24 protein-coding genes are annotated in these 25,098 nt (G+C 45.8%); 12 read left to right on the top strand and 12 right to left on the bottom strand.

Annotation, left to right across the window (positions count from 1 at the left end; all coding sequences use genetic code 11):
* Nucleotides 1–165: 165 nt before the first annotated feature.
* Entirely contained in the window at nt 166–567 is a 402-nt protein-coding gene (locus PUW25_RS24775; protein WP_052512081.1) for a hypothetical protein, read from the bottom strand.
* Entirely contained in the window at nt 536–1,291 is a 756-nt protein-coding gene (locus PUW25_RS24770) for an SDR family oxidoreductase (protein ID WP_047912637.1), read from the bottom strand. The genes PUW25_RS24775 and PUW25_RS24770 overlap by 32 nt, the downstream gene beginning before the upstream one ends.
* Before the next feature lie 125 nt (nt 1,292–1,416).
* On the opposite strand from PUW25_RS24770, the gene PUW25_RS24765 reads away from it, so the two are divergent.
* Nucleotides 1,417–1,965 carry a TetR/AcrR family transcriptional regulator gene (locus PUW25_RS24765; RefSeq protein ID WP_047912638.1) on the top strand — a complete coding sequence of 183 codons (549 nt, stop codon included), beginning with the start codon at nt 1,417–1,419 and terminating at the stop codon, nt 1,963–1,965.
* A gap of 168 nt (nt 1,966–2,133) precedes the next feature.
* On the opposite strand, the gene PUW25_RS24760 is transcribed toward PUW25_RS24765, so the two are convergent.
* Nucleotides 2,134–2,544: an Rrf2 family transcriptional regulator gene (locus PUW25_RS24760; RefSeq protein ID WP_052512083.1), complete on the bottom strand. Its 411-nt coding sequence runs from the start codon at nt 2,542–2,544 to the stop codon at nt 2,134–2,136.
* 136 nt (nt 2,545–2,680) lie between these two features.
* On the opposite strand from PUW25_RS24760, the gene PUW25_RS24755 reads away from it, so the two are divergent.
* Nucleotides 2,681–3,439 (top strand): SDR family NAD(P)-dependent oxidoreductase, encoded by a 759-nt coding sequence (locus tag PUW25_RS24755; RefSeq protein WP_047912639.1) that lies wholly within the window; start codon nt 2,681–2,683, stop codon nt 3,437–3,439.
* An 83-nt stretch (nt 3,440–3,522) separates the two neighbouring features.
* Here the strand turns inward: PUW25_RS24755 and PUW25_RS24750 are convergent, their stop codons facing one another.
* On the bottom strand, nt 3,523–4,197 hold the full coding sequence (locus PUW25_RS24750) for a class I SAM-dependent methyltransferase (protein WP_047912640.1): 675 nt from the start codon (nt 4,195–4,197) through the stop codon (nt 3,523–3,525).
* A 142-nt stretch (nt 4,198–4,339) separates the two neighbouring features.
* Between PUW25_RS24750 and PUW25_RS24745 the strand changes: the two genes are divergently transcribed.
* On the top strand, nt 4,340–5,320 hold the full coding sequence (locus tag PUW25_RS24745) for an alpha/beta hydrolase (protein ID WP_047912641.1): 981 nt from the start codon (nt 4,340–4,342) through the stop codon (nt 5,318–5,320).
* A gap of 75 nt (nt 5,321–5,395) precedes the next feature.
* On the opposite strand, the gene PUW25_RS24740 is transcribed toward PUW25_RS24745, so the two are convergent.
* The gene (locus tag PUW25_RS24740) at nt 5,396–5,827 is read right to left on the bottom strand and encodes a hypothetical protein (RefSeq protein WP_047912642.1); all 432 of its coding nucleotides are present in this window, start codon (nt 5,825–5,827) and stop codon (nt 5,396–5,398) included.
* On the bottom strand, nt 5,824–6,030 hold the full coding sequence (locus tag PUW25_RS24735) for a helix-turn-helix transcriptional regulator (RefSeq protein WP_047912643.1): 207 nt from the start codon (nt 6,028–6,030) through the stop codon (nt 5,824–5,826). The genes PUW25_RS24740 and PUW25_RS24735 overlap by 4 nt, the downstream gene beginning before the upstream one ends.
* A 276-nt stretch (nt 6,031–6,306) precedes the next feature.
* Here PUW25_RS24735 and PUW25_RS24730 point away from each other — a divergent pair, with 276 nt between their 5' ends.
* Nucleotides 6,307–6,990, top strand: coding sequence for a hypothetical protein (locus PUW25_RS24730; RefSeq protein ID WP_047912644.1), 684 nt, complete (start codon nt 6,307–6,309; stop codon nt 6,988–6,990).
* Here the strand turns inward: PUW25_RS24730 and PUW25_RS24725 are convergent.
* Entirely contained in the window at nt 6,959–7,828 is an 870-nt protein-coding gene (locus PUW25_RS24725) for a helix-turn-helix transcriptional regulator (RefSeq protein WP_047912645.1), read from the bottom strand. The two genes, PUW25_RS24730 and PUW25_RS24725, sit on opposite strands and share 32 nt — an antisense overlap.
* A 425-nt stretch (nt 7,829–8,253) precedes the next feature.
* On the opposite strand from PUW25_RS24725, the gene PUW25_RS24720 reads away from it, so the two are divergent.
* A complete protein-coding gene (locus tag PUW25_RS24720) occupies nt 8,254–9,789 on the top strand; it encodes a BCCT family transporter (protein WP_274338499.1) in 1,536 nt (511 codons plus the stop codon).
* A gap of 120 nt (nt 9,790–9,909) precedes the next feature.
* Here PUW25_RS24720 and PUW25_RS24715 read toward each other — a convergent pair whose 3' ends face one another.
* The 5 genes from PUW25_RS24715 to PUW25_RS24695 form a co-directional block, all read right to left on the bottom strand.
* On the bottom strand, nt 9,910–10,740 hold the full coding sequence (locus tag PUW25_RS24715; protein WP_047912646.1) for an ABC transporter ATP-binding protein: 831 nt from the start codon (nt 10,738–10,740) through the stop codon (nt 9,910–9,912).
* Entirely contained in the window at nt 10,740–11,771 is a 1,032-nt protein-coding gene (locus PUW25_RS24710; protein ID WP_047912647.1) for a FecCD family ABC transporter permease, read from the bottom strand. Before PUW25_RS24710 ends, PUW25_RS24715 begins: the two co-directional genes overlap by 1 nt.
* Entirely contained in the window at nt 11,768–12,808 is a 1,041-nt protein-coding gene (locus tag PUW25_RS24705) for a FecCD family ABC transporter permease (RefSeq protein WP_274338632.1), read from the bottom strand. Before PUW25_RS24705 ends, PUW25_RS24710 begins: the two co-directional genes overlap by 4 nt.
* Complete coding sequence (locus PUW25_RS24700; protein WP_274338498.1) at nt 12,801–13,901, bottom strand: iron-siderophore ABC transporter substrate-binding protein; 1,101 nt, start codon at nt 13,899–13,901, stop codon at nt 12,801–12,803. Before PUW25_RS24700 ends, PUW25_RS24705 begins: the two co-directional genes overlap by 8 nt.
* A 76-nt stretch (nt 13,902–13,977) precedes the next feature.
* Complete coding sequence (locus tag PUW25_RS24695) at nt 13,978–15,072, bottom strand: iron-siderophore ABC transporter substrate-binding protein (protein WP_274338497.1); 1,095 nt, start codon at nt 15,070–15,072, stop codon at nt 13,978–13,980.
* Nucleotides 15,073–15,491: 419 nt separating this feature from the next.
* Between PUW25_RS24695 and PUW25_RS24690 the strand changes: the two genes are divergently transcribed.
* From PUW25_RS24690 to PUW25_RS24660, 7 genes are all read left to right on the top strand, one after another.
* Nucleotides 15,492–17,027, top strand: coding sequence for a malate:quinone oxidoreductase (locus tag PUW25_RS24690; protein ID WP_274338496.1), 1,536 nt, complete (start codon nt 15,492–15,494; stop codon nt 17,025–17,027).
* Nucleotides 17,028–17,262: 235 nt separating this feature from the next.
* Nucleotides 17,263–18,219 (top strand): ABC transporter permease, encoded by a 957-nt coding sequence (locus PUW25_RS24685; RefSeq protein ID WP_047912652.1) that lies wholly within the window; start codon nt 17,263–17,265, stop codon nt 18,217–18,219.
* Nucleotides 18,206–19,165, top strand: a complete 960-nt coding sequence (locus tag PUW25_RS24680) for an iron chelate uptake ABC transporter family permease subunit (protein ID WP_274338495.1) — start codon at nt 18,206–18,208, stop codon at nt 19,163–19,165. The genes PUW25_RS24685 and PUW25_RS24680 overlap by 14 nt, the downstream gene beginning before the upstream one ends.
* Nucleotides 19,162–19,929 (top strand): iron ABC transporter ATP-binding protein, encoded by a 768-nt coding sequence (locus tag PUW25_RS24675; RefSeq protein ID WP_274338494.1) that lies wholly within the window; start codon nt 19,162–19,164, stop codon nt 19,927–19,929. The genes PUW25_RS24680 and PUW25_RS24675 overlap by 4 nt, the downstream gene beginning before the upstream one ends.
* 266 nt (nt 19,930–20,195) lie before the next feature.
* The gene (locus PUW25_RS24670) at nt 20,196–21,269 is read left to right on the top strand and encodes a siderophore ABC transporter substrate-binding protein (RefSeq protein ID WP_274338493.1); all 1,074 of its coding nucleotides are present in this window, start codon (nt 20,196–20,198) and stop codon (nt 21,267–21,269) included.
* Between the two features lie 351 nt (nt 21,270–21,620).
* On the top strand, nt 21,621–23,252 hold the full coding sequence (locus PUW25_RS24665; RefSeq protein ID WP_238546419.1) for a rhamnogalacturonan lyase B N-terminal domain-containing protein: 1,632 nt from the start codon (nt 21,621–21,623) through the stop codon (nt 23,250–23,252).
* Between the two features lie 198 nt (nt 23,253–23,450).
* Nucleotides 23,451–25,037 carry an enhanced serine sensitivity protein SseB gene (locus PUW25_RS24660; protein WP_274337798.1) on the top strand — a complete coding sequence of 529 codons (1,587 nt, stop codon included), beginning with the start codon at nt 23,451–23,453 and terminating at the stop codon, nt 25,035–25,037.
* Nucleotides 25,038–25,098: the final 61 nt, after the last annotated feature.

Raw genomic sequence — 25,098 nt, 5'->3', positions numbered from 1 at the left:
TTATGGCTTATCACATTTTTTGTAAAGAATGATCTCCATCGGGCATAAAAAAAACAGCGATTCTCCCATGGAGGATCGCTGTTCTATGTATTGTTCTATTTTGAGGCCAAGCGGTATTATTCTACCGAGTATTTAATCAAATTCCCAGAGACGCCCATCATTTTCTCATAGTTCCGAAATTTCCCAGATTAGACTGGAGACCTGAGAGACCTTCCCTGCATTCTCCACAGCAAGCTTGCTGTTCTCTAGAATCTGCTCGCTTGTGGCCTGTAGCTCCTCAGCATGTGCCGCTACGTGCTGTACCATATCGATAAGCTCGTTCGAGATGTGCTGGGTAATCGGAATATTGATCGTATCTACGGGGAAACCATAAACTTCTTCACTGATATGTACGAGACTCGGCTCGCATCCGTTAGTTAAGGCTTTAAAGTCCTGAAACTCAGGAATGAGCGGATCGCCAACACCTCCACCGGAAGAGCGAATCGTATTTGTGGCACAGGAGGGCTGACGATTGAGTATTTGAAGTACGGCTGTTTCATCCCCGCGCAATTTTCTTCGAAAGGGCATCTGGAAAGTATCTGCCGGCAAAGCGTAGAAATTTGGAGAAGCCCGGGACGACCCTTTTTTTATTCTGCTCCATCCCATGGATTCCGTGCTTCACTAGTGAATCTAGGCTCATGTTGGGAATAGGGCCGCTGCTGTGCATATCCGGTTGGAGACTGGTTTCCGCAACGAGAGGCGGGACAAGCTCCATCACATGAACGTTTCTTCCAGACTTCTTGAGCTGGATTCGCAGTGCGTTGGTGAACATATGCACTCCTGCCTTCGTAGCCGAGTAGACCGGATGAGCGGGCGAAGAGACGTAGGACAGACCGGAGCTTACAGTGACAATCATGGCTTCGTCCTGCCTGCTCAATTGAGGGAGTAAAGCTTCTGTCATCCAGATGGTCCCGTTTAAATTCGTATCCACCTCTGCGGTCGTTCGCTCCAAATCGAGGTTGTCGTCCATCAATTCGAATGCGCGCATAATACCAGCTGAGTTAAATAAGATCGAGGCTTCTGGGTAGCGGTCACGTATGAATGCAGCCATTTCACGAACGGAGTTTGCATTAGAGACGTCACCTTGCAGTCCGATGAGCCCCTTATGTTTACTGGTAACTTGATCAAGGGTTGCCTGATTCCGACCGATGACAATGACTCTATTGCCGCGATTCATAAACTCTAAGGCGAAGGCAAGACCAATACCGGAAGTACCGCCTGTCACAATAATGGTACGCTTAGAAAGCTTCATCCAATGATTCTCCTTTTCAAGTTACATTTTTTTAATTTTGTAACAACCAAGCAAACTAAGCATACAATGCCGAGTTACAAAAATCAATAGTTGTAACCTCTATTGCCAATCTGTATAATACAATTATGAAAAATTTAAGCAGAGAACTCATTTTACAAACCGCACATCGAATGGTCGTTGAATACGGCATGGAGAAAGTGAATCTGTCCAAGGTTGGATCTGAGCTGGGGACCACGCACGCCGCGATCTACAAGTATTTCTCGGGCAAGGAAGAGCTGTGGACCGAGCTTGCATTATCCTGGCTGGACCATGAACTGGCGGGGCTGTTCCCATTCAATACGGACAAGTACTCATCTACGAAGGACATCGTGCACGACTGGTTATGGGAATTAAGTCATTCGAAATATGAAGCTTATATGCGTGAGACAGAAATGTTTAAGCTATATACGGCTTATATCGATGGGAATCCTAAGGTGCTCGTTCGGCACATTGGCGATTTATTGGGCAGTCTGAAGGCAGCGAGCGGCATAGAAGACGTTCAGCAGCTGCAGGCTATTTTGCTGGCGTTCTCTTATTTCTCCGCACCGGCTTATGCAGATAATTGGCTGAGGATTGACTTCAGAGCAGAGTTTGAATCAGTTTGGAAGCTGATTGAAGCGGGGATTATGGCATAGCGGAACTGCACATATCCTGTAAGATACAACAGTATAGACAAAATTAAAGAGCCATCCTGTACCGGATGGCTCTTTCGCAAGTGTTAATGGCAATCTTATCAATGAATCCGAAGGGAATAATCTGGTTTACATCAGTTTCATAATTGGTGGTGACTTAGAAGGGGAGCTCTACCTCCCATTTGCCAGGTCAGAAATAGAATGCGCACTTAAAACTTCTTTTATTTTTTGCTGCGATTCTAGGATGATGTCTAAGATGAACTGATCCATGTTATCAATTTCACTCACGACATCATTGGAATGTGCGTCCTTTGCTATTGCAACATATATATCATATAAGGTGGTTTCCTCAGGGTTGACTAGGAGTCTATATCCACCATAACGTCCTCCAAATCCTTCGACAATGTGTTCGCGCATTAATTTAGCCATCACTTTTCGAATAAAGCTGGATTCGATGCCTAATATCTCAGTTAATGCATTGCTTGTGACTAAATCGTCTTTATCTGCTAATATCGCTAATGACTTAATGGCTACGATGAAGTTTGTTTTACCTAAGTAGCTCAATTGTAAGAGGCTGTCCATGATTTCACTTCCTATCTCATTCATTTTAGCAATGTATCAAAGTAAATTAAAGAAAAATCAATTGACGTAAGGTGCTGCGATTTGTTAAGTTTTAATTGTGAAATTATATCACAATTAAAACTGGGGAGGTTACATCATGGCTCGTTTAGAGAATAAAGTTGCTATTATTACAGGGGCTGCTTCAGGAATGGGATTAGCGGCTCTAGAATTATTCACAAAAGAAGGAGCAAAAGTGGTTGCGACGGACATCGCGTTCGATCAATTGAAAGAAGTGACAGCATCCATAGAGGGTGAGATTTTATGTGCCCAATTAGATGTTACTTCGGAAGAACAATGGAAAAGTGTAATGGTTGAAGCAAAAGAAGCCTTCGGGAAAATAGATATTCTGATTAACAATGCGGGTGTATCGTTCCATAAAACACTTTTAGAAGAGACATTAGATGGCTGGAATCGTTCCATTAACTTAAATTTAACGTCTGTATTCTTAGGAATGCAATCTGTCATTCCATATATGCAGGATAACGGTGGAGGGTCAATTGTTAACTGTGTGTCATTATCCGCAATTATCGGCAGCGCAGATAATGGAGCTGCTGCTTATGCTGCGGCAAAAGGCGGCGTAAGAGCATTATCCAAGCATGCCGCCATTAACTTTGCACAAGATAATATTCGTGTGAATTCTATCTATCCTGGTGCAATCTTAACAGGTGCAGCCCAGCGTCATGGGGTAACATCGCGTGAAGTATTAGGAAAAGCATTTGAAGGTACAATTCCTTTACCGCCATTTGCTGGGGAAGCGCTGGATATTGCGAATGGCTATTTATATTTAGCATCAGATGAATCCAAATTTGTTACGGGTGAAGAGCTAATCATTGATGGTGGCTGGAGTTCCAAGTAGAGACGAATTTATAAACGGTGTATACCTGCAAAAAAGATGAGAGTTTTCTACATCGAAAAGATCTCATCTTTTTTGTGTCGTAATCATTTTCTTCCGAAAAATACGGCAAAATCCAAATGCTTATACATACAATCTACATCTTGGAATCCCGCTTGCTCCATCCACAGGATCTGATCCACTAGTTTTGCATTGATATCCAGTTTTCTTCTCTCTATGGATGCGTCGATCGCTTCCTTGCTGAGTCCACTTTCGTTAATACGCTCCAGCCAGCGTCGTCTGAACAATTCATCGTTTTGCGGAGTATTACCTGCTACTTGATCTGCATTTACAAAAATCCCGCCGTCATTTAATAGCCGATGTATTGTAGAGAATAATTGCCTTTTGGCGGTGTGAGTCAAATGATGTATCGATAACGAAGAGATGACGATGTCATAGTTTTGAGAGAATTTGAGGCTCGAATAGTCCCCAACCACATAGTGGATATTTTCTTTCTGGTGAAATCTCTTCCGTGCGCCCTCCAACATTTTTTCGCTTAAATCCACCAGTGTAATCTGTGAGTTAGGGTACTTTTGGCAGACCATGCTAGAAAATAACCCGGTACCTGCACCAAGATCAAGGATCTTTGGAGAGTCACTGCGGCTTTCAACCAAGGATAGAGCCATCCCATAAAAATCCTCGAAACAAGGGATAAGATGTTTTCTCTCCCGATCATAGTCACGGGCAACGGCATCAAAAAGCTTCTTCACGGATAATTCCATAACACGACCTCCTCAAACGATTTACTTCATTGTAGCGAGTAACGTTATAATTGGTGAAATATATAAATCGTATAAAGGCCATAGGAAATCACTATAACTAACAGATTGTTATCATAATCGTAGGATATTGGGAGGATTGCAGATGAAAGTAACGACCAAGATGATTGACAAGCAGCTTCGCTTCAGAGGAAGGTTGATTGACAGGCTGATGAGATCGAAGGATGAAGACAGCTGGAGAAGAGCCATGCACAAGTCGAAGAAGCGTTCGGATCGGTCCATTGGCAAAAATATTGAGGGATTAGATTGCCGTGAAGAGTGGATAACGAGACGGGATGGCTCGAAGCTGCGAATCCGAATCTATAAACCGCTGGATCACTCAAGTCCTCTTCCTGGTGTGCTGTGGATTCACGGAGGCGGCTATGCAATGGGTAATCCAGAGTTGTTCGGGCAAGCATACGGGCGGCTGATTCATGCCAGTCCTTGTGTTGTAGTGGCGCCGGATTATCGCCTGTCCATTGAAGCCCCGTACCCGGCTGCTCTAGATGACTGTTATGACACGCTTCTATGGCTCAAGCTCAACGCTGAAGAGCTCGGCATCAGAAGCAACCAGCTTATGGTTGGCGGAGAGAGCGCAGGAGGTGGTCTGACGGCAGCACTTTCGCTGTATGCAAGAGACCGGGGAGAGGTCAGTATCGCCTTCCAAATGCCGCTATACCCTATGCTTGATGATCGAATGGACAAGGAATCGGCTGAAGCGAACAATGCGCCAATCTGGAATTCGGACTACAATCGATGGGCATGGAAGCTGTATCTTGGCAATCTCTATGAGGGAGATGTACCGGAATACGCGGCCGCTGCAAGAGCGCGTGATTACAGTCATCTGCCGCCAACGGTTACTTTTGTCGGAGATATCGAACCATTCCGTGATGAAACGATTCAGTACGTGGAGGACCTGCGGAAGGCGGGCGTACCTGTCGAGTTTACATTGTTTAAAGGCTGCTATCACGGCTTCGACATCATTAACGCCAATGCAGAGGTAAGTAAGCAGGCCGTGTCTTTTTACCTGAATGCATATAAGCATGCGGTAGCGCATTATTTTGCAGAGCAGCCGAAGTCTGGCTAATCCTCAATCATAAAGAGCTGTCCCCGAAAAGTCATTCATTCGTTATGACTTGAAGGACAGCTTTTTGGAGTTGCATCACATCTCTTTGTAGTACTTGAAGCGGTAATAACTGTTACTCACAAGGATAATCAGATACGCAAATATCAATAGCAGTAATATGATTAAATCTATACCCATCAAGGATAGGGCTAAGATTAGCGCTCCAAATACAAAGGTCATCATATCGTACGCTTTTGCTTTTGCCCGGTTGGCGATCGCCAGATTGCGCTCATCGTTCTGGTCAATCTCAAGCTGCTTAGCAGCGGCGGGTGCCCGCTTCATTGCATGTTGGAGGATGACTTCTCCTATACCGTGACCAAAAAGAACACAGCCCACTCCTACACAAATATAAGGCAATGCTCGCAGCATACCTTCTGGATCTTCAAATGCTTTGATGAAGTACAGACCGCCTGCGAGCATCCCTATGCCTAAGACGGTAAAAATATAAGACGAAACCAATTTATTCATGCCTTCTCATCCTCCTCATAAATGAAAATTTCTTCGATATGCATACCGAAATAACGAGCAATCTTGAACGCTAACAGAATCGATGGGTTATAACGGCCGTTCTCCAGAGAACCAATCGTTTGCCGTGATACTTCAAGAGCTGCTGCTAATTCCTCTTGCTTAATTCCGCGCTGCTTGCGGATTTCTTCTAAACGGTTATTCATGTGTTTGCCCTCCATATGGAAAGTCAGCTTTACATATGGAGAGTATATCGTACAAGGCGAGCAATGTAAAGCGTGCTTTCCATTATGATTGAGGTACAGTTACCTATCCGCCACATTCCTGAGTTTTATTCCTGAGTCTTATCATTTAAGAGAGCATCTCGAGAGAGGTGCTCTTTTGAATTACAGCAAGATGTGAGAAGTAAAAGAAATCGGAGGGTGTTACGTTGTAGCTGTTGGTAGTCAACGACATCAGAATTCGAATGGAGGTAAAAAAACATGAGTAACAAGCACAACAAAAAGAAAATGAACCGAGGCCTGACAGCTAAGGGCATTTTCCGCGTGGCGGGCTTATCAGCAGTGGTGGCAGGACTTCTATACATCGTCATTCAGTTCATTCACCCGCCGGATGATCTGTCTTCTGTGAACTCCAGTTCTTGGGTCATGGTTGCATGCTTAACTCTTGTCATGTCTCTCTCCAGCCTGATCGGAATGACAGGGGTTTACATGAGGCAGGTAAAAGAAGCGGGGTGGCTTGGTCTGATCGGTATTCTGCTGTTCGGTCTATTTTGGCTCATATCATTCGCCTTCAGCTTCATCGAAGCCTTTGTTATGCCGCTGCTTACAGCGGATGCCGGAACATTTGTAGAAGGGATGTTGGGTATATTTGATGGAACGGAGAGTACGGCTCATCTCGGAATTTTTCCGGCACTAGCCGGTTTAGCGGGCGGCATGTATATACTGGGTGGACTGCTGCTTGGCATCGCCATATTTCGGGCCAGAGTTCTGCCGCGCATGGCAGGTATTTTGCTTGCTTGTGCTTCCGCAGCGACCCTCGCCACTTCAATCATCCCTCACCCGCTGGACCGAATGATGGCATTGCCCATGGGAGTAGCCCTGATATGGCTGGGATATGCGCTCTATGTCCAGTCTAACATTCTGAATCGGCAGGAAGCTTTTTGATGGGGGCATAGATGTGGTAGCTCGAATCGAGATTGTGGACGTCATCAAATACTTGTACGAGTTCGATATCGGATTGCTCAGCTTCTTGTCTGGAGATCTTTAGAAATCTGGCATAGTCCGTTTCGAGCACACTACCAATCTCAAGCAGGTCTCCGAAGTACTTGAACCGGGCACAAAAAATCTGAGGTACATTGACCGTAAAATAAAAGGGCTTATTGATTTGAATATCGCACGGAATTCCAAACAGAACCTTGAACTGGGTGGAGTTAGGCTGGCAGTTAGAGTAAATGACATAGCAGGGGCCACTTATGCTCTCATTAATCTGACTTAATAATAGCCCGGCATGCTCACGAATTCGCTCTTTATAATCGGCTATGGCTAAATCTACCTCAAAGGCAATGCCGCTGAGCTGGATCGCATCTAATTCGATGAGGGTAAAGTCGGTAACGATATCACCGTTGATGTTTTTAATGGGTCTTTTGACAACTGCAGGGACAGGAGTTGGTGAAATTGGTTGAGTTCCTGCTCTCAGTGAGCGGGGAGCTACACCGTAATGACGTTTGAAAGCACGGGTAAAGGAGGCTTGGGAACCAAAGCTGAGCTCGTAAGCGATGTCCGTTAGAGACATGTTATGGTTTTGTATCAACGTAACAGAGGTATTCAATCTTCTGGATAAAATGTATTGATTTAACGAACAGCCCATCATTGCAGAGAACAGCCTGTGGAAGTAGTACTTTGATATGTTCAAGGAGGCTGCAACAGATTCCACGGACAAATGCTCATGCAGATGTCCCTCGATATAAATTAACGCCCTTTCTACTGCCTCATAATGGTCCATGAATAGCTCCTTTGCTCAGGTGTTCTTTGATCATTTTGTAGTAAGTATAACGTAGCCGGAGGGATACACACCATCCTTTTAATTGATTCAAATAACTTCCAATTTGGACGTTCGATCTGCTCAAATATGGCCGAATACAACTTCTAAGGGAGTATTTATGAGAGTTAGCAGGTTCAACAGCCCTTAGCTTGGTTAAGAGGTGTTTAATTCGCTTGAGGCGTGAATATCGCATGTGTCTCATGTAATTATTATTGTTACACTAATAAAGTGCCTCGAAAAAGAACGATTCTGCATGTCCACTTCAAGGATTGGTTGGTATCCTCAGGAACGCTTCTTACTTACTTGGGTTCAGCATTTCTATAATGTTTTCAATCGCAAAAAAACCCACCGCGACAAAATCAAAGATGGGGAGTTGTATGTTTGATATGAAGAAGGCTTCAACTGTTTTTTATGCTTCAATTGCAATACTGGTAGTTCTAATTCTAATGGGAATACTGATGCCTGCATCGCTGGAGAGCATCACGACCACCGCACAAAATTTTATCACAGATAAATTCGGCTGGTACTATCTAGGAATCGTTACTGTGTTTGTGGGCGTGTGCATATATTTGCTGGTCAGTCCAGTCGGTCAAATCAAGCTTGGCAAGCAGGAGGATAAGCCGGAATTCTCACGCCCGACCTGGCTTGCTATGTTATTTAGTGCGGGAGTCGGCATCGGCTTGATCTTCTACGGCACGGCAGAACCGATAAGCCATTATGCGGTTAGCTCGCCTACAGGCCAGCTTGGCACAGATCAAGGCATCAAAGACGCCATGCGGTTTACCTTTTTCCACTGGGGTATTCATGCCTGGGCGATTTATGGCTGTGTTGCCCTCGTCATTGCTTACTTTACCTTCAGAAAAGGCGAGCTCAGCTTAATCAGCCGTACATTAAGGCCCCTCATTGGTAAACATGCCGATGGAATCGTGGGTAAGATCATTGATGTGATCGCTGTAATTTCCACCGTCATCGGTGTTGCAACGACATTGGGCTTTGGTGCAACACAAATCAATGGGGGACTCTCCTATTTGTTCGGGACACCGAGCAATAATATGATTCAGACGATCATTATCGTCGTTCTGACGATTCTGTTTATGCTATCTGCGCTTACAGGTATTAGCAAAGGGATTAAGATCCTTAGTAATTTAAATATGGGACTGACATTCGTCCTCTTTCTAATCGTGTTCTTCTTGGGATCGACTGTATTCACCTTGAATCTGCTCATGGATACCATCGGAGGTTATTTACAGAACTTCATCAACATGAGCTTTCGAATTGCTCCGCTCAATGAAGATGCGAGAAGCTGGATTAATGGCTGGACGATTTTTTACTGGGCTTGGTGGATTGCTTGGTCTCCATTCGTTGGTGTGTTTATCGCCAGAGTATCCAAGGGCAGAACCATTCGTGAGTTTGTTATTTACGTTCTGCTTGTGCCTTCCCTTATTGGCTTCATATGGTTTACGACCTTTGGCAGCGCAGCGATTATAACCGAAGTGTCCGGGGCGTTGTCGATCTCTTCCTTAACAGCGGAAGAATCTCTATTTGGTGTCCTAGAAGGCTTCCCATTCAGCATGGCGCTGTCCATTCTCGCTATTCTTATTATTGTCACGTTCTTTGTGACATCGGCTGATTCAGGCACCTTTGTTCTCGGTATGATGACAACGAACGGTTCCCAGAATCCGAGTGCGCAAATTAAAGTGGTATGGGGGATCTTTCTCGCCATTACTGCGCTCGCATTGCTCTATTCCGGAGGACTGCAGGCGCTTCAGAACACAATGATTATAGCCGCACTTCCATTCTCCATCGTTATGGGCTTAATGGTTATCAGCTTCCTTAAATCGCTGAATCAAGAGGCCAGAGAACTGGGAATTGGACAGATCAGAAGCAATAAGAAGCTGACAACAACAAATCAATCGACATAGCATTCTATAGAACGATCTTCTAAGGTTTCGCAAAAATAATGCAGAACGTACAAAAGGCACCCGCTCGGGTGCCTTTTGTACGTTGTGTATATAATTCTTATACGAATTCTGATACAAGCTCTAAACGTCTTGGAATTCTCTAGTCAAGGCTGCATTCACATGATATCGTCCCTTCGGCACGATCAGCGGAGAACCGGATACAGGATCTTCAATGACGGTGCAATCCAGTTCAAATACATCCTTGATCAGTTCACTCGTAATGACCTCCGCTGGCCGTCCCTCAGCGATGAGCTCTCCCTTGCGAATGGCATAGATATAATCCGCATATCGTGCAGACAAATTGATGTCATGAAGAACCATCACAATGGTTGTCCCGTGCTTCCGGTTAAGATCGGTAAGCAGATCGAGAATCTCTACCTGATAGGTGATATCGAGAAAGGTTGTCGGCTCGTCCAGAAAAAGAATGTCCGTCTGCTGAGCGAGTGCCATCGCAATCCAAACACGTTGTCTTTGACCGCCGGACAGCTCATCTATGCTGCGGTTGGCAAGCTCCGTAATCTTCATGATCTCCATCGCTTCTGCTACGGCTTCCGTATCCTTCTTCGTCCATCCTCCAAGAAGGGACTGATGGGGGAATCTGCCTCGGCCGATCAGATCGGCGACAGAAATTCCTTCAGGGACGATAGGGGACTGCGGCAGCAGTCCTAGTATACGCGCCAAAGCCTTAGGAGGAATCTTACTGATCGACTTCCCGTCCAGGGTCACTTCACCAGCTTCCGGCTTGATTAGCTTGGCGAGCGTTTTGAGCAGTGTCGATTTACCACAGGCATTAGCCCCGATAATGACACTAATCTGATTACTGGGAATGATCAGGTTGATATTCTCAATAATCGTTCGCTGCTCATAACCTGCTGCCAATTGATCTGCTTGAAATACGTGAGTCGGTTTCATTAAAAATCTCCCTTTCGATTCATTCGGATGAGCAGATAGATCAGATAAGGCGCTCCGAGGATTCCAGTGATGACGCCCACAGGGAATCTAGTCTCAAAAGCAAACTGTCCGATTAAATCTGCTGCCAGAACCAAGATAACTCCGACAAGACCGGCAGGAATGACAGTAGAGTAACCTGCACCGACAAGTCTTTTGGCAATCGGTCCAGCCAGAAAAGCGACGAAGGCAATAGGGCCTGTAGTGGCGGTAGCGACCGCAATCATACAGACGGTGCCGATAATCAGCGCTATTCGCGTTCTATCCGTATGGATACCGAGAGAAGTAGCTGCCTGCTCGCCAAGCTCTAGCAGGCTCAGATGTCTGCCTAACAAGACAACGATCGGTGTACATACAAGTACCGTAATGATTAGTGGCGGAAGCTCGTCCATCTGGGCGCCGTTAAGTGTACCGCTTAGCCAGCGGTACGCAGAACCGATGTCATGCTCGGAGCTGATCCGCAGCATATAAGATATAACGGAGCCGAGCATAGCATCAAGACCAATACCGACGAGAATTAAACGCCCGAATGAGAAGGACTTTTTATGAGATAACAGATAGAGAAGCATGACCGTAGCCAGACCGGCGATGACAGAGGCAATAAAGATAACCGCTTCACTCGTATGAAGAATGAGGATACAGTATACAGCCGCTGCACTTGAGCCTGAGGTAATGCCGAGTACGTTCGGATTCGCAAGCGGATTGCGAAGCATGGTCTGGAAGACGCTTCCGGCTAGACCGAAGGCAAATCCAGCGAACAAGCCTGCCAGCATCCTCGGCAGCCGGATCGTCTCAATCGCGAATGTCGCACCCTTGATATCCTCACCCGACAGTACGCGTGCAATCACATCCACCGGATAGATCGTATTCCCAAAATAGAGCATCAGGACGCACAGCACAAAAGCAATCGCAGCAAGTGTTGTCGTTACCAGCACATATTGGCGGCGTCTCTGACGTCGGCCGGATACAATTAAATTGATCGTATTATTCATCATAAGGCACGCACTTTCGATCTCATCGCTAGTATGATTAGAATTGGAGCACCGACGAAGGCAGTAACGATACCTACTTCAAGCTCACCGGGTCTTCCCAGGATTCTTCCAATAACGTCGGATCCGGTTAATACGATCGCTCCTGTCAGCGCAGACATGGGAATGAGATAACGCTGGTCAGGTCCGATCATCAAACGGATTAGATGTGTCGCCAGAAGTCCAACGAAGGCAATCGGCCCCGCAAGTGCCGTTACTGTACCACATAGAATAACCGCAGCGAACGACGCAATAAGACGCAGAACTCCGGTCCGAACACCCAGGCCGGTTGCTGCTTCATCCCCTAGTGCCAGCGCATTCAGTGCAGGAGCCGTAAATATGGCGATTAGAAAACTGATGAGTAGAAAAGGAAAGAAGATCCCGATATCGCTCCAATTTGCTCCCCCGACGCTTCCCACCTGCCAGTAGCGAACCTGATCCATCACATTCGAGCGTGGAATCATAATGGCGCTTACTAGTGAAGAAAGGGCGGCACTAGTAGCCGCCCCCGCTAACACGAGTTTAACAGGTGTAGGTCCGCCTCGTCCAAGCGAGCCGATCCCCATGACAAACATCGCAGTAACCGCCGCGCCGATACAGGCCATCACGATAAATTCATTAGGCGAGCCAATATTCAGGAATGCAATTCCGGCAACAACAAACAAGGATGCACCGGTATTTACACCGAGAATACTTGGATCGGCAATCGGATTGCGCGTGACCGCCTGCATGAGGGCACCGGCAATACCTAGTGCCCCTCCGCATAAGAGACTGAACACGGTTCGGGTAATTCGCTGCGCAATGACGTTGGCATCATAGGACTCGCTGCTCGGATGGAACAACGCGTCCATTAATTCTTTAAGTCCGATGACTCTTGAACCGAATGCAAGTGACGCCACTACGCAAATACCGAGAACAATTACGCTAAGAATCAGGACCATGGCAAAATGCTTCGGTGCGGGCGAATTCTGCCGCTTGTCTGTTAATGTCGCTGGATTATTCATTGACTTTCTTAGCAGATGCATCGATCAATTCCAAATATTCATCAATCGTACTTGCGATTGAAAGTGGATTTGGGTTACCTGCAGCTGCAAGCGGTGTGTTGTCTCCGATCACGACAACCGAACCTCTTTCAATAGCTGGGACTTTGCCAAGGAGTGGATCTGCTTGGAGCGCACTAAGCAAATTCTCGTCTCCATAGGTAACGATAATGTCCGTATCTTTAAGCGCATCCGCATTCTCTGCACTTAGCTGCAAATAGAAGCTGTCTTCCGACACTAGACTTGCAAGTCCTTCCGGGAACGTCATGCCAAGCTCCATCAGGAAGTCTCCGCGAGGGTCACCTGGCGCGTATACCGAGAGCTGTGACAGGTCGGTTGGAGTAATATATACGAAGGCAGCTGTCTTCCCTTGAATATCTGCAAACGCGGATGATTTCTCCTTGATCAGGTTCTCTGTGTCCTCGATGAGCTTCTCGCCTTCTGCCTGCATACCCATTCCCATTGCGTTATACAGAACTTGATCCTGCCAAGTGGTTACCCATGCTGTCTCTTGGTAAGGAATAACCGGAGCAATTTGGCTCAGTGTATCATAATCTTCTTGAGTAATACCCGAGTAAGTAGCGAGAATGACATCAGGAGCGGAGTCAGAGATCGCTTCAAAGTCCAGTCCGTCCGTATCATGGTAGACATTCGGATCCGTTACACCAAGTTCATCCAGCTTCTCCTTCGTCCAAGGCAGCAGTCCGCTGTCGTCTTGTACACCGTAGTTCGCTGCAGAGAAGCCAACAGGTACAACGCCAAGGGCAAGTGCAACATCATGGTTTCCCCATTGGATGGTAGCTACACGTTCAGGCTTGCTCTCAATCGTTGTTTCGCCAAAAGCATGCTTAATTGTGATGGGATACTGGGTAGCATCTGCATCCTCTTCGGTTACCGGTGTTTCCGTCTGAGGTGCTTCTGCCGTTGAAGAGTTCGCAGGAGCTTCATTCGCAGTTGAAGTTGAATCGGACTCCTGGGCTCCGCAGCCCACAAGTGCAATCGCGAGTATTGCCGATACCGTGATTGTTTTTAGAGAATATTTCTGAATGTCTTTCATAATACATACCCTGCCTTTTTGAATTTATATTTTTTTAGGGTGAGTCAGTTTAGAACTTAGAACTTAGAACTTAGAACTATTCCACCTTGCTGATTGCTTCTGAGATGAGATCCAGGTAATCATCAATCGTATAAGCGATGGACAGAGGATTCGGATTGCCGGAAGCCGCTAGAGGCGTGCCGTTACCGATAAATACAACGGAGCCTCTCTCGATGGCAGGAATTTTGCCAAGCAGCGGATCTGCTTTGACAGCTTCATACAAGTCCTCGCCGCCATATCCAACAAGGATATCTGCATCGTTCAGTACATCAGCATTCTCCGCACTTAGGCTCAGGGAGTAGCTGGTTTTGTCTTCAATCTGTGATGTTACGCTCTCAGGGTATTCCATTCCAAGCTCGATCAGGAACTCACCGCGTGGATCTGTAGGTGTATACACATGCATTTTGGACATATCGTCCGCTGAGAAGTTAACCCAGACGACTTTCTTGCCTTGCATTTCAGGGTGTTCACTTGCTTTTTCTTTAATCAGATTCTCGGTATCCTTAATAAGCTGCTCGCCTTCTTCCTTCATGCCCATGCCTGTTGCGTTATACTCCACTTGCTCACGCCATGTTGTAAGCCATGGAGCTGTCGGATAGGCGACAACCGGAGCAATTTGACTGAGAAGGTCATAGTCTTCCTGCGTGATACCAGAGTAGGCTGCAAGAATGACATCAGGATCAGAGTCGGATATGGCCTCGAAATCCAGTCCATCCGTATCCTGGTATACATTAGGCTGATCTACACCAAGCTCTTTCAGCTTCTCAGCTGTCCAAGGCAGCAGTCCACTGTCATCCTCAACGCCGTAATTGGCCGCAGAGAATCCTACAGGTACAACGCCGAGGGCAAGAACAACATCATGGTTCGCCCATTGGACTGTAGCTACACGTTCCGGCTTGCTCTCAATAACGGTTTCGCCAAAAGCATGCTTGATGGTGATTGGATATTCAGATGCTTCACTCTCTGTAACCGGTGTTTCCGTCTGAGGTGCTTCCGTAGTTGTAGAAGTGGCAGGTGCTTCCGTTGAAGTAGAAGTAGATTCTGACTGCTGGGCTCCACAACCGACAAGAGCAATGGCGAGCATTGCAGATATGATTACTGTTTTTAAAGAGAATTTCTGGTTTCCGTTCATTTACAAACCCTTCCTTTTTCTATTTATATTTTTAATGCGTTGCTAACACTGGGTAGGATACCGACAGAGGATGTTATGTATGATAATGATTATCAATATCGTAAAACATATAATCCATTTACCGTATTGTCAATAAAAATCTACTACATTTCTACTAATTAGGTAGAGATTTTGGTTCAAAGAGCAGGAATATTTAAGTTTCAGCCATCGGATTTCTCGGATTTTACACTTTTTAAACCGATTTAGATCGTTTATAATTGTCTGAGAACAAACACGGAATATTCTACAAAACATGGCACCGGATATGATATGGTAATAGCAGAAGATGTTAGTTCCAAGGTGACGCCCTTGCTGATTGCGACATTTATAGCAGAGCGCTGCCCTTTTTTTACAAATATAGGCGATGAGGAAGGGTTTCAATGAGTGACATACGGATGAATACAGACGTGATCTTGATTGGTGCCGGAGTCATGAGCGCTACCTTGGGTTCATTACTCAAAGAGCTGGCACCTGAATGGAAAATCAAAGTGTTTGAGAAGCTAGGAAGCGCAGGAGAGGAAAGCTCTAATGAATGGAACAATGCCGGCACAGGACATGCTGCTCTGTGCGAGCTCAACTATACTTCCGAGAAGCCTGACGGATCTATAGACATTAGCAAAGCGACGAAAATCAACGAACAATTTCAGCTATCTAAACAGTTCTGGTCTTATCTGGTCAAAAGCAACTTAATTCGTAATCCGCAGAAATTTATTATGCCCATCCCGCATATGAGTCTGGTACAAGGGGAGAAAAACGTATCTTATCTGAAGAATCGTTTTAAAGCGCTCTCACAGCATCCGTTATTCCAAGGGATGGAGTTCTCTGATGACCCTGTACAGTTAAAGAAATGGGTACCGCTTATTATGGAAGGACGCACATCCAATGAACCGATCGCAGCGACCAAAATTGACTCGGGGACAGATGTCAACTTTGGCGCTTTGACGCGCATGTTGTTTGATCACCTGAAGAGACAGGGTGTTGAGGTCCATTACAAGCACAGCGTAAAGGACTTGAAACGAACGAGTGACGGTCTGTGGCAAGTGAAGGTTCATAATCTAGACAGCAACAAAACAGAGCACCACACCGCGAAATTCGTATTTATTGGCGGCGGGGGCGGAAGCCTGCCGTTGCTGCAGAAGACAGGGATTCCTGAATCCAAGCATATTGGCGGATTCCCGGTCAGCGGACTGTTCATGGTGTGTAACAACCCGGAAGTGGTGGAGAAGCACCATGCCAAAGTATACGGCAAAGCTAAGCTTGGAGCCCCACCCATGTCTGTTCCGCATCTGGATACAAGATACATTGACGGCAAGAAGTCCTTGCTGTTTGGTCCGTTTGCGGGCTTTACACCGAAATTTTTGAAGACGGGGTCCTATTTCGATCTGATTGGTTCCGTCAAACCGAACAATATCCTGACGATGCTCTCGGCAGGTGTGAAGGAAATGGCGCTTACCAAATACTTGATTCAGCAGGTTATGCTGTCCAACGAGAAGCGGATGGAGGAGCTGCGCGAGTTCATTCCGAATGCGAAGACCGAGGACTGGGGAATTGTGGTGGCCGGTCAGCGTGTACAGGTCATCAAGGATACAGAGACCGGCGGCAGAGGAACACTCCAATTCGGAACAGAGGTGGTCAGTGCCTCGGACGGCTCCGTTGCTGCGCTGCTTGGGGCATCACCTGGCGCTTCCACGGCGGTGCATGTCATGCTGGAGGTATTAGAGAAGTGCTTCCCGCAGCAGATGAAGGGCTGGGAGCCGAAGATCAAGGAGATGATTCCTTCCTATGGCGTTTCGCTGGTAGAGAATCGTGCGATGCTCCAAGAGATCTCTACATCAACGTCCAAGCTATTAGGTCTTGGCAGTATCGAGCAGGCGCCTATCAAACCGTCTCCTATGAAGCTTAATGGAAGCATGTAGCTGCTGCTGTGCAGTATTCGGAATGTCTGTTTTATCATAACAATATAATATAGAGGCCTTGGATCCGAGTCTGGATTCAGGGCCTCTTGCATTGAGAGATCAAATGGTTCTAATCCACATTAATATGGAAAATGGTTTGATAAAAGACAGCTATTAAAATATAATTGACCCATACTTAGAATGATAATCGTTATCAATTGTCATGATAAGAATACTTTTAACACGAGGAATACATATGAGACTATGGATGTTAATAGCGGCAGCCGTAGTCCTGTCTTTTGTTTCGCTGTTTATTGGTGCGATTGATATTAACATCTTTGACTTGTTCAACGGTAATGCGGATAAGATGCACATTTTCCTTATCAGTCGGGTACCCCGTTTAATGGCAATCATACTGGCAGGCATCGGCATGAGTATCGCGGGATTGATTATGCAATCCTTAAGTCGCAACAAATTTGTATCACCCACAACAGCAGGCACGCTTGACGCAGCGAAGCTGGGAATCCTGATATCAATGCTCTTTTTTGCGAATGTAAGCTATACGTGGCAGGTCATTTTCTGCTTCGTCTTTGCACTTGCAGGTACTCTGGTATTTATGAGAATTCTGGATCGAATTAAGTTTAAGGATGTTATCTTCGTACCGCTTATCGGGATTATGTACGGTAATATTCTGTCGTCGATCACAACCTTTTTCGCTTACGAAGGTGATTTGCTTCAGAATATCTCTTCATGGCTGATGGGCAGCTTCACCCTTGTTATTGCAGGGCGTTATGAGCTCTTATATCTGAGTGTTCCAGCTGTTATTCTGGCGTATTTATATGCCAACAAATTTACGGTTGCAGGAATGGGCGAGGATTTTGCCAAGAATCTGGGTCTGAGCTACAAAACAGTGCTGAATATAGGACTTATCTTAGTTGCGATTATTGCTACAACTGTTGTGCTGACCGTTGGTGTTATACCGTTCTTGGGACTTATTGTTCCTAACATTGTGTCACTGTATCTGGGGGATAATCTGCGCAAAACCATTCCGCATACCGCAGCACTTGGTGTAGTATTCCTGTTGGCTTGTGATATTGTGGGGCGCATTGTAATTCATCCTTTTGAAATTCCAGTTAACGTAACGGTAGCGGTAATTGGCAGTGCGATCTTCTTATTTATGTTGTTTAGGGGGAGAGCATATGCAAAAAAATAGCACAAAGTTAATTCTACTAGGGGTTGTTGGGCTTGCATGTATTCTGCTCTATGCCTTCTATGACATAAAAGGCGGGTTTGATTATGCCTTCCCAAGACGCATGGTTCGCATCGGGGCAATGGTTGTAACAGGTATTGCTATCGCATATTCCACCGTTGTATTCCAGACCATTACACATAATCGGATTCTGACGCCATCTGTTATGGGATTGGACTCTATGTATGAGGTCGTGCAGACCATAATATATTTCTTTGCCGGCTCCATGTCGGTATGGGTGCTGAATAAGTACTTGAATTTTGGTGCGGCGATTGCTGCCATGGTTTTATTCGCACTTATCTTGTATCGGTTCCTGTTCAGGGCAGACAAGCATCCCATTTATTTGCTGCTATTAATAGGGATGATCCTGGGTACACTCCTCGGAAGCTTCGTCACCTTCTTGCAGGTATTGATTGATCCGGTAGAGTATTTAAGCCTTCAAAGCCGACTCTTTGCGAACTTTACCAACGTGAAGGATGACTTGTTATACGTTTCTATTGCGATTTTAGGTATAGCATTTATTTACGGGTATCGTATTATGCACAAGCTCGACGTCATGTCACTGGGCCGTGAGAATGCGATCAATCTTGGTATTAACTATGATGGCATGGTCATGAGAGTGCTGATCCTGTCTTCGGTGCTGATTGCGACATCTACTGCGCTGGTCGGCCCAATCACGTTCTTTGGACTCATTGTGGCCAATCTCGCTTATCAATTTATAGTGACCTATAAACACTCTATATTGATCCTAGGGGCCAGCCTAATCAGTATAATCGCGCTGGTCGGCGGACAGTTCCTCGTCGAGCATATACTGGAGCTGCGCACCACACTGAGCGTCATCATAAACTTTGTCGGTGGAATTTACTTTATTTTCTTACTACTTAAAGAAAGCAGGGCGGCTGGAAGATGATCGAAATCAAAGGATTAACGAAGCGATTTGGCAAAAAGCCTGTTGTAGAGGATGTGTCGGTAACGATTGAATCAGGGCTGATCACATCGTTCATTGGTCCGAATGGTGCGGGTAAATCTACCCTGCTGTCCATGGTCAGCCGTTTGCTCGATTCGGATACAGGGGAAATACTGATCGACCAAAATGATGTGAAGAAATGGAAGTCGAGTGAGTTTGCGAAGCGGGTATCCATACTGAAGCAGTCGAACTTTATTAATGTGCGATTGACGGTGCGTGAGCTGGTTTCCTTTGGACGCTACCCTTATTCAAAAGGGCGTCTTAATACGGAGGATGAGCAGTTCGTAGACCAAGCGATCGAATATATGAATCTTGCTGAAATACAGGATAAGTATTTGGATGAATTGTCGGGCGGACAGAAGCAGCGGGCATTCATCGCCATGGTCATTGCACAGGATACGGACTATATTTTGCTGGATGAGCCACTGAACAACCTGGATATGAAGCACTCCGTTCAAATTATGAAAATACTTCGCAAGCTCGTTAATGAGCTGGGCAAAACGGTCATTATCGTGCTTCACGATATTAACTTTGCCTCCGTGTATTCTGACCGGATTGTGGCGCTTAAGGACGGCAAGCTGGTGAAGGACGGGCCGACACATGAAATTATTAATACCGAGGCACTGCGTGAGATCTACGATATGACGATTCCGGTTCAAGAGCAGAATGGTAACCGTATTTGTGTCTATTTTGATGCACAATTGTAAATGAAATAGAATTCCTGATCTATAGGCTGAGGAGCAGCTGTAACAGCTGATTTCTCAGTCTTTTTTTATGATGAGCGCTCTCTGATTGGGCAGCATAAAACGAGAAAAATTGAACATTTTATTAATTTTTATATAAGAAATTATGAAAACTTTGTAAAAAACGTTTGACTTATCATGCTTTAAAGCAATATAATGAGAATCGTTATCAACAATCTGATAATGATTATCATTCTAAATAAGAGAACGAAAAGGGGAGAGTAGTGATAATGAAAAAGTGGAAATTTACTTCTGCAATACTTGCCATCGCTTTGATGCTCGGAGCATGCGGCACAACGGAAGAAGGTAGTACAGCGGAAGGAACGAATGAAACGGCAGTCGTTGAGAATGAGACAACGGCAAGCGGTAATGAGGCAGCTGGTGAAGAAGCAACGGGTGAAGAGACTGCTGTAGAATCATCTACATACCCGCTAACCGTATCTCCTACGGTTGGTTCATCTGAAAGTGAAGAGAACGGAACGATCAACTTTGATGATGTTACTTTTGAAAAAATGCCGGAGAAAGTCGTTGTATTCGACTATGGCTTTTTAGATACATTGAATGCGCTTGGTGTTGAAGGAATCGTTGGGGTTGCTAAAGACTCCACTTTGCCCGCTCACCTTGAAAAATTTGCTTCTGATGACTACGTAAGTGTAGGCGGACTTAAGAGCCCGCTCTTGGAAGATATTGCAGAGCTTGAGCCAGACGTGATCTTCATCTCTGGTCGTCAATCTGCTTACTATGAAGAGCTGAAAGAAATTGCTCCTGTCCTCTTCGTGGGTACACAGCAGGATGACTACTGGAACACTTTCCTTGCTTCTGTTGACACTGCAGCCAAAATCTTTGGTAAAGAAGCAGAAGCTAAAGAGTACACTGCTAAATTCGATGCAGCTCTTGAAGAGATCAATACGCTGGCAGGCAGCTTTGAGACGTCCCTAGTGACAATGTACAATGAAGGTAACCTGTCTGGATTTGCCTCTGAATCTCGCTTTGGCTACATGTATGAAGTATACGGATTCAAGCCAGTAACAGAGGATATTGAATCTTCATCCCATGGTTCTAACTTCGGATTTGAAGCCATCCTGGAATTCAACCCTGAAGTATTGTTCGTTATCGACCGTACCGCAGCTACAGGCGGCGAATCGAATATCGAAGCGGATATGGAGAATGACATCATCAAGAAAACAACGGCTTACGAGAACAATCGTGTCGTTTACCTCGACGGTCCACTATGGTACCTGAGCGGCGGCGGCTTGGAATCTGAGCTTGCTAAGATTGAAGAAGTATTGGCTGAATTGAAATAACACAAATGAACGAAGACTGCTACAGAGTAGGTTAGATCCTTATGTAGCAGTCTTTTTTTGTTACTATTTATGGTCATTTATATTTTTATTAATAAATTCTGTTGATCTAAATTTATCGGCTAAACTCCGTGTAAAATTCCATTTAATGTAATATAATGGATTTAACCTGAAGCTCTGAACCTGATGATAAGGTAGATTATATGGATTATATAAGGTGGTGTTAACAAATAAGCTAATTAATCAACCTCAATTATGGAAGCGCTTAACTTTGTAGTTTGTAGTGCGGATTAAGTATGTAATGATGTCGCAGCATGATTGAACGTAATAGCCAAATTGAAGGAGGAATGAATTGTGGACAATCGTTTCGTAAAAAGAATGGTTAGTTTCTTTCTGATCTTAGTTATGGTTGGTGCAGCGGTATTATACCCGGCAGATAAGGGCTATGCGGCAACGGTATATGTTACGGATAACGGCACTTCCATTGTAGTCAATACAGGCTCAGGACTTGAGTATACCGTGAATAAGGATAATGGTGATATTACTTCGGCCAAGATGAATGGCACAGAGCTGAGCAGCTCAGGCGGCAAAGGGTCTCATATTGCTTCAGGTCTCGGATCAGCTGCAAATGTGACTTGGAGCAAATCTCCTTCGGGTTCTACGGTTCTGATTACTGTAGCTACCGATACATTAACCCACTATTATTCGTCTCGCGGCGGTGAGAATACGATCTATATGGCGACTTATGTGACAGCTCAGCCGTCAGTGGGCGAGCTGCGCTATATTTTCCGTGGTAATGGAAACGTTCTCACGGGTGTGCCGGCGAATTCTAACAATCGAGGAACAACCGGTGCTATAGAGAGCCAGGATGTATTTGGACATTCGAATGGTCAGACAACCTCCAAATATTATGGTAATGATCAAGCCAAGGATTTAACGATTCGCGGAGCTACAGGGAATGGAGTCGGTGTCTTCATGGCATATGGCAATCGGGAGAAGAGCTCCGGCGGTCCATTTTTCCGTGATATTCAGTTCCAGAGCGGCGGCGATACTGAAATCTACAACTATATGAATTCCGGACATGCCCAGACAGAGAATTGGAGAATGGGGCTTCATGGACCTTATGCCTTGGTCTTTACAACAGGATCTACCCCGGCAGTACCTGACTTCAGCTGGATGTCGGGCCTTAATCTGCAGGGCTGGGTGTCCAGCCGAGGTAATGTAGTGCTTAATGGTCTATCCGGTATGGATTCAGCTTATACGTACACGATTGGCTTTGCGAATAGCAATGCTCAATACTGGGCAACGGCTTCTTCCAGTGGTTCTGCTTCGAAATACGGAATGATCCCTGGAACGTATACGATGACCGTATATAAAGGGGAACTCGCGGTATACACAGAGAATGTCACTGTGAACGCGAATGCAACGACCACGGTGAACACACGGACGATTAACAATGACCCAAGCGCTGCTTCTGCGATTTGGCGTATCGGGAATTGGGATGGCACACCGAGAGAGCTCCTGAACGGACAGACCATTCCGGTGCGGCATCCCTCCGACAGTCGTAATCCAAGCTGGGGACCTGTAACGTATGCCGTCGGCGGTGCAACAAATAAATTTCCAGCGATTCAGTTCCGCGGAGAGAATTCTCCAACAACGGTTACCTTTAATCTGAATTCGTCACAGGCGGCCTCCGCTCATGTGCTGAAGATTGGGATCACGGCAGCTTACAATAATGGACGACCAAGTGTGACGATTAATGGAAATACGCTCAGCAACCCGGCGGCATCCTCGCAGCCTAATTCCCGCAGCTTTACGATTGGCACTTACCGGGGGAACAATGCGACCTTTACATGGAATATTCCAGCCTCCTACTTCAATAACGGCGCCAATACTTTGACCATAACGCCGATCAGCGGTTCCAGTGATTTGGGCAATTGGCTGAGCGCAGGCTGGGTCTATGATGCCGTCGAACTGTTGAATTAATCCATACGGTAACGGAACGAACCGGCTATTGCCCTATGCTTGTTGTAGGTGCAAAGCCGGTTTATTCATAAACAATCGTATGGATAAATGGATAGAGAGAGATCATTTTATGTTACATTATGTATAGAGCACTGCATGAAGCCCGAGATAATATTTGATGAGGAAGCTCACTACAACTTCAGAGACGGAGGGAATAGGATGAACGAGAAACGAAAGGACGAATTAGGAAGAAGGTTTTTGCTAAGCCCCTATATTTTAATAGATGAGTGCAATGAACTGGAAATACAAGAACTGATCTTTCTCATTCATTCAGGTAAACACCTCAAGACAAAAGAGGCAGCCCCAGCCAAGCAGCTGGATGATAGAATCAGCCTGTTATTTAACGTGCTGCACGAGAAAGTAAGAGACGCAGAAGCGTTATACATAGCCTATGAGAAGAAGACGAATTACCCTTACATTGATGCAGAGGATCGCATCTGGATGTTCTCAACAGAGGAATATGCATTGCATGCAGCCGATTATTTCATGCAGCAGCAGCTGATGCTGGAGATGAAGCGGGTTGGCAGGGAAGATCTGATGAAGATGTTTGGCGAGCTTCACATGCTTGGGCTGCGAAAAATACTCGTAGATAATGGGCAGTACCATACCTTGCTGGATCGGGATGAACTGCTGCGACCACCGGACTTTGGCGATACACCTGAGATTAATATTCCTGTAACCAATCCAGATTTGCAGCATGCCATTATTCGCTTCTTTCAATTCATTGGCACCAGACGGAGCGGAGAAGGAGCAAAACAGCTGGCCAAGGAATTTGAGGCCAAAATGCTGTATGAAGTGATTCGTGCCAAGTATCTAGTCCCGATGCAGCTGGAGGAAAAAGTGCCTTCTACGCCGGATGAGCAGGGCAGAAAGACAATCAAGGAAGGTGCGCGAATCCAATTTGCCGTACTGGGCGGCGAGGGCGATTCGAAATGGCTGCCAGTATTTACAGATTGGAAAGAATTTGAGAAGGCTTACGATAAGAAGGTGTGGAGCAGCAACATTGCTACATACGATGACATCGTGGCGATATCGGCAAGAATGAATGGAATTGTCGTGAATTGCAGAGGGATTCCGATTCCCATCCATGAGAAAAATAAACAGATGATTGAGGCGTACAGACAGGAACTTGCTTCGGCTGCAGCTGAAGCTTCTAAGGAAGCGCCAACCGAGGCTGTACAAGAGAGTAATACAGATGATGTGCCAATCGAAGCAACGAGTGACGCTCCAGATCGAACATCTGATGCAGTGCCGGATGAGGTGTCGAACCAAGCTCCGAATGATGCATCAGCAGGAGCACAAAATGATAGCCAAGCTGATCGCGAGACGGAGAATACCACTAACATTGGAGCTCAGAACGAAAGTGCAGCCCCAGATGAGACGAAGCATTCACCTTCTGCTGCGGCAATAGAGGAAGTGCAGGTCCCTCAAGGAACAACGCTGCGGATTGGTGAACCTAATGAGGTGCCAGAACCTCTCGCCGACTCGTTAAAGGCTTGTCTGAAGAAGCAGAAGGGCGTTAAGAAGGCCTACTTGAAATGGATGATAAAGGGAGAGGAACAAAGCTATCTCCTCATCGTCGATTTCGAGGGGAGCCAGGAGGAGCTGTTCAGAGACATTGCTCAAGCAGCCACGCCTCATCTGAACGGATCATTGCTTGATATTGCCGATAGCAATGGCTGGGCTGCAGAGCATGTCAGGGGTGCAGAGCCATTTTATAAGAAGAAACGGTTTGGATTTATTTGATCTAAATAAACGATGGAAGAATTATAATTTAAAAAGAACGGAGCTGCGCTTTGAATGCAGC

The sequence above is a fragment of the Paenibacillus urinalis genome, assembly GCF_028747985.1.
Classification (GTDB): domain Bacteria; phylum Bacillota; class Bacilli; order Paenibacillales; family Paenibacillaceae; genus Paenibacillus; species Paenibacillus urinalis.
This window is presented reverse-complemented; position numbering and strand designations above follow the sequence as displayed.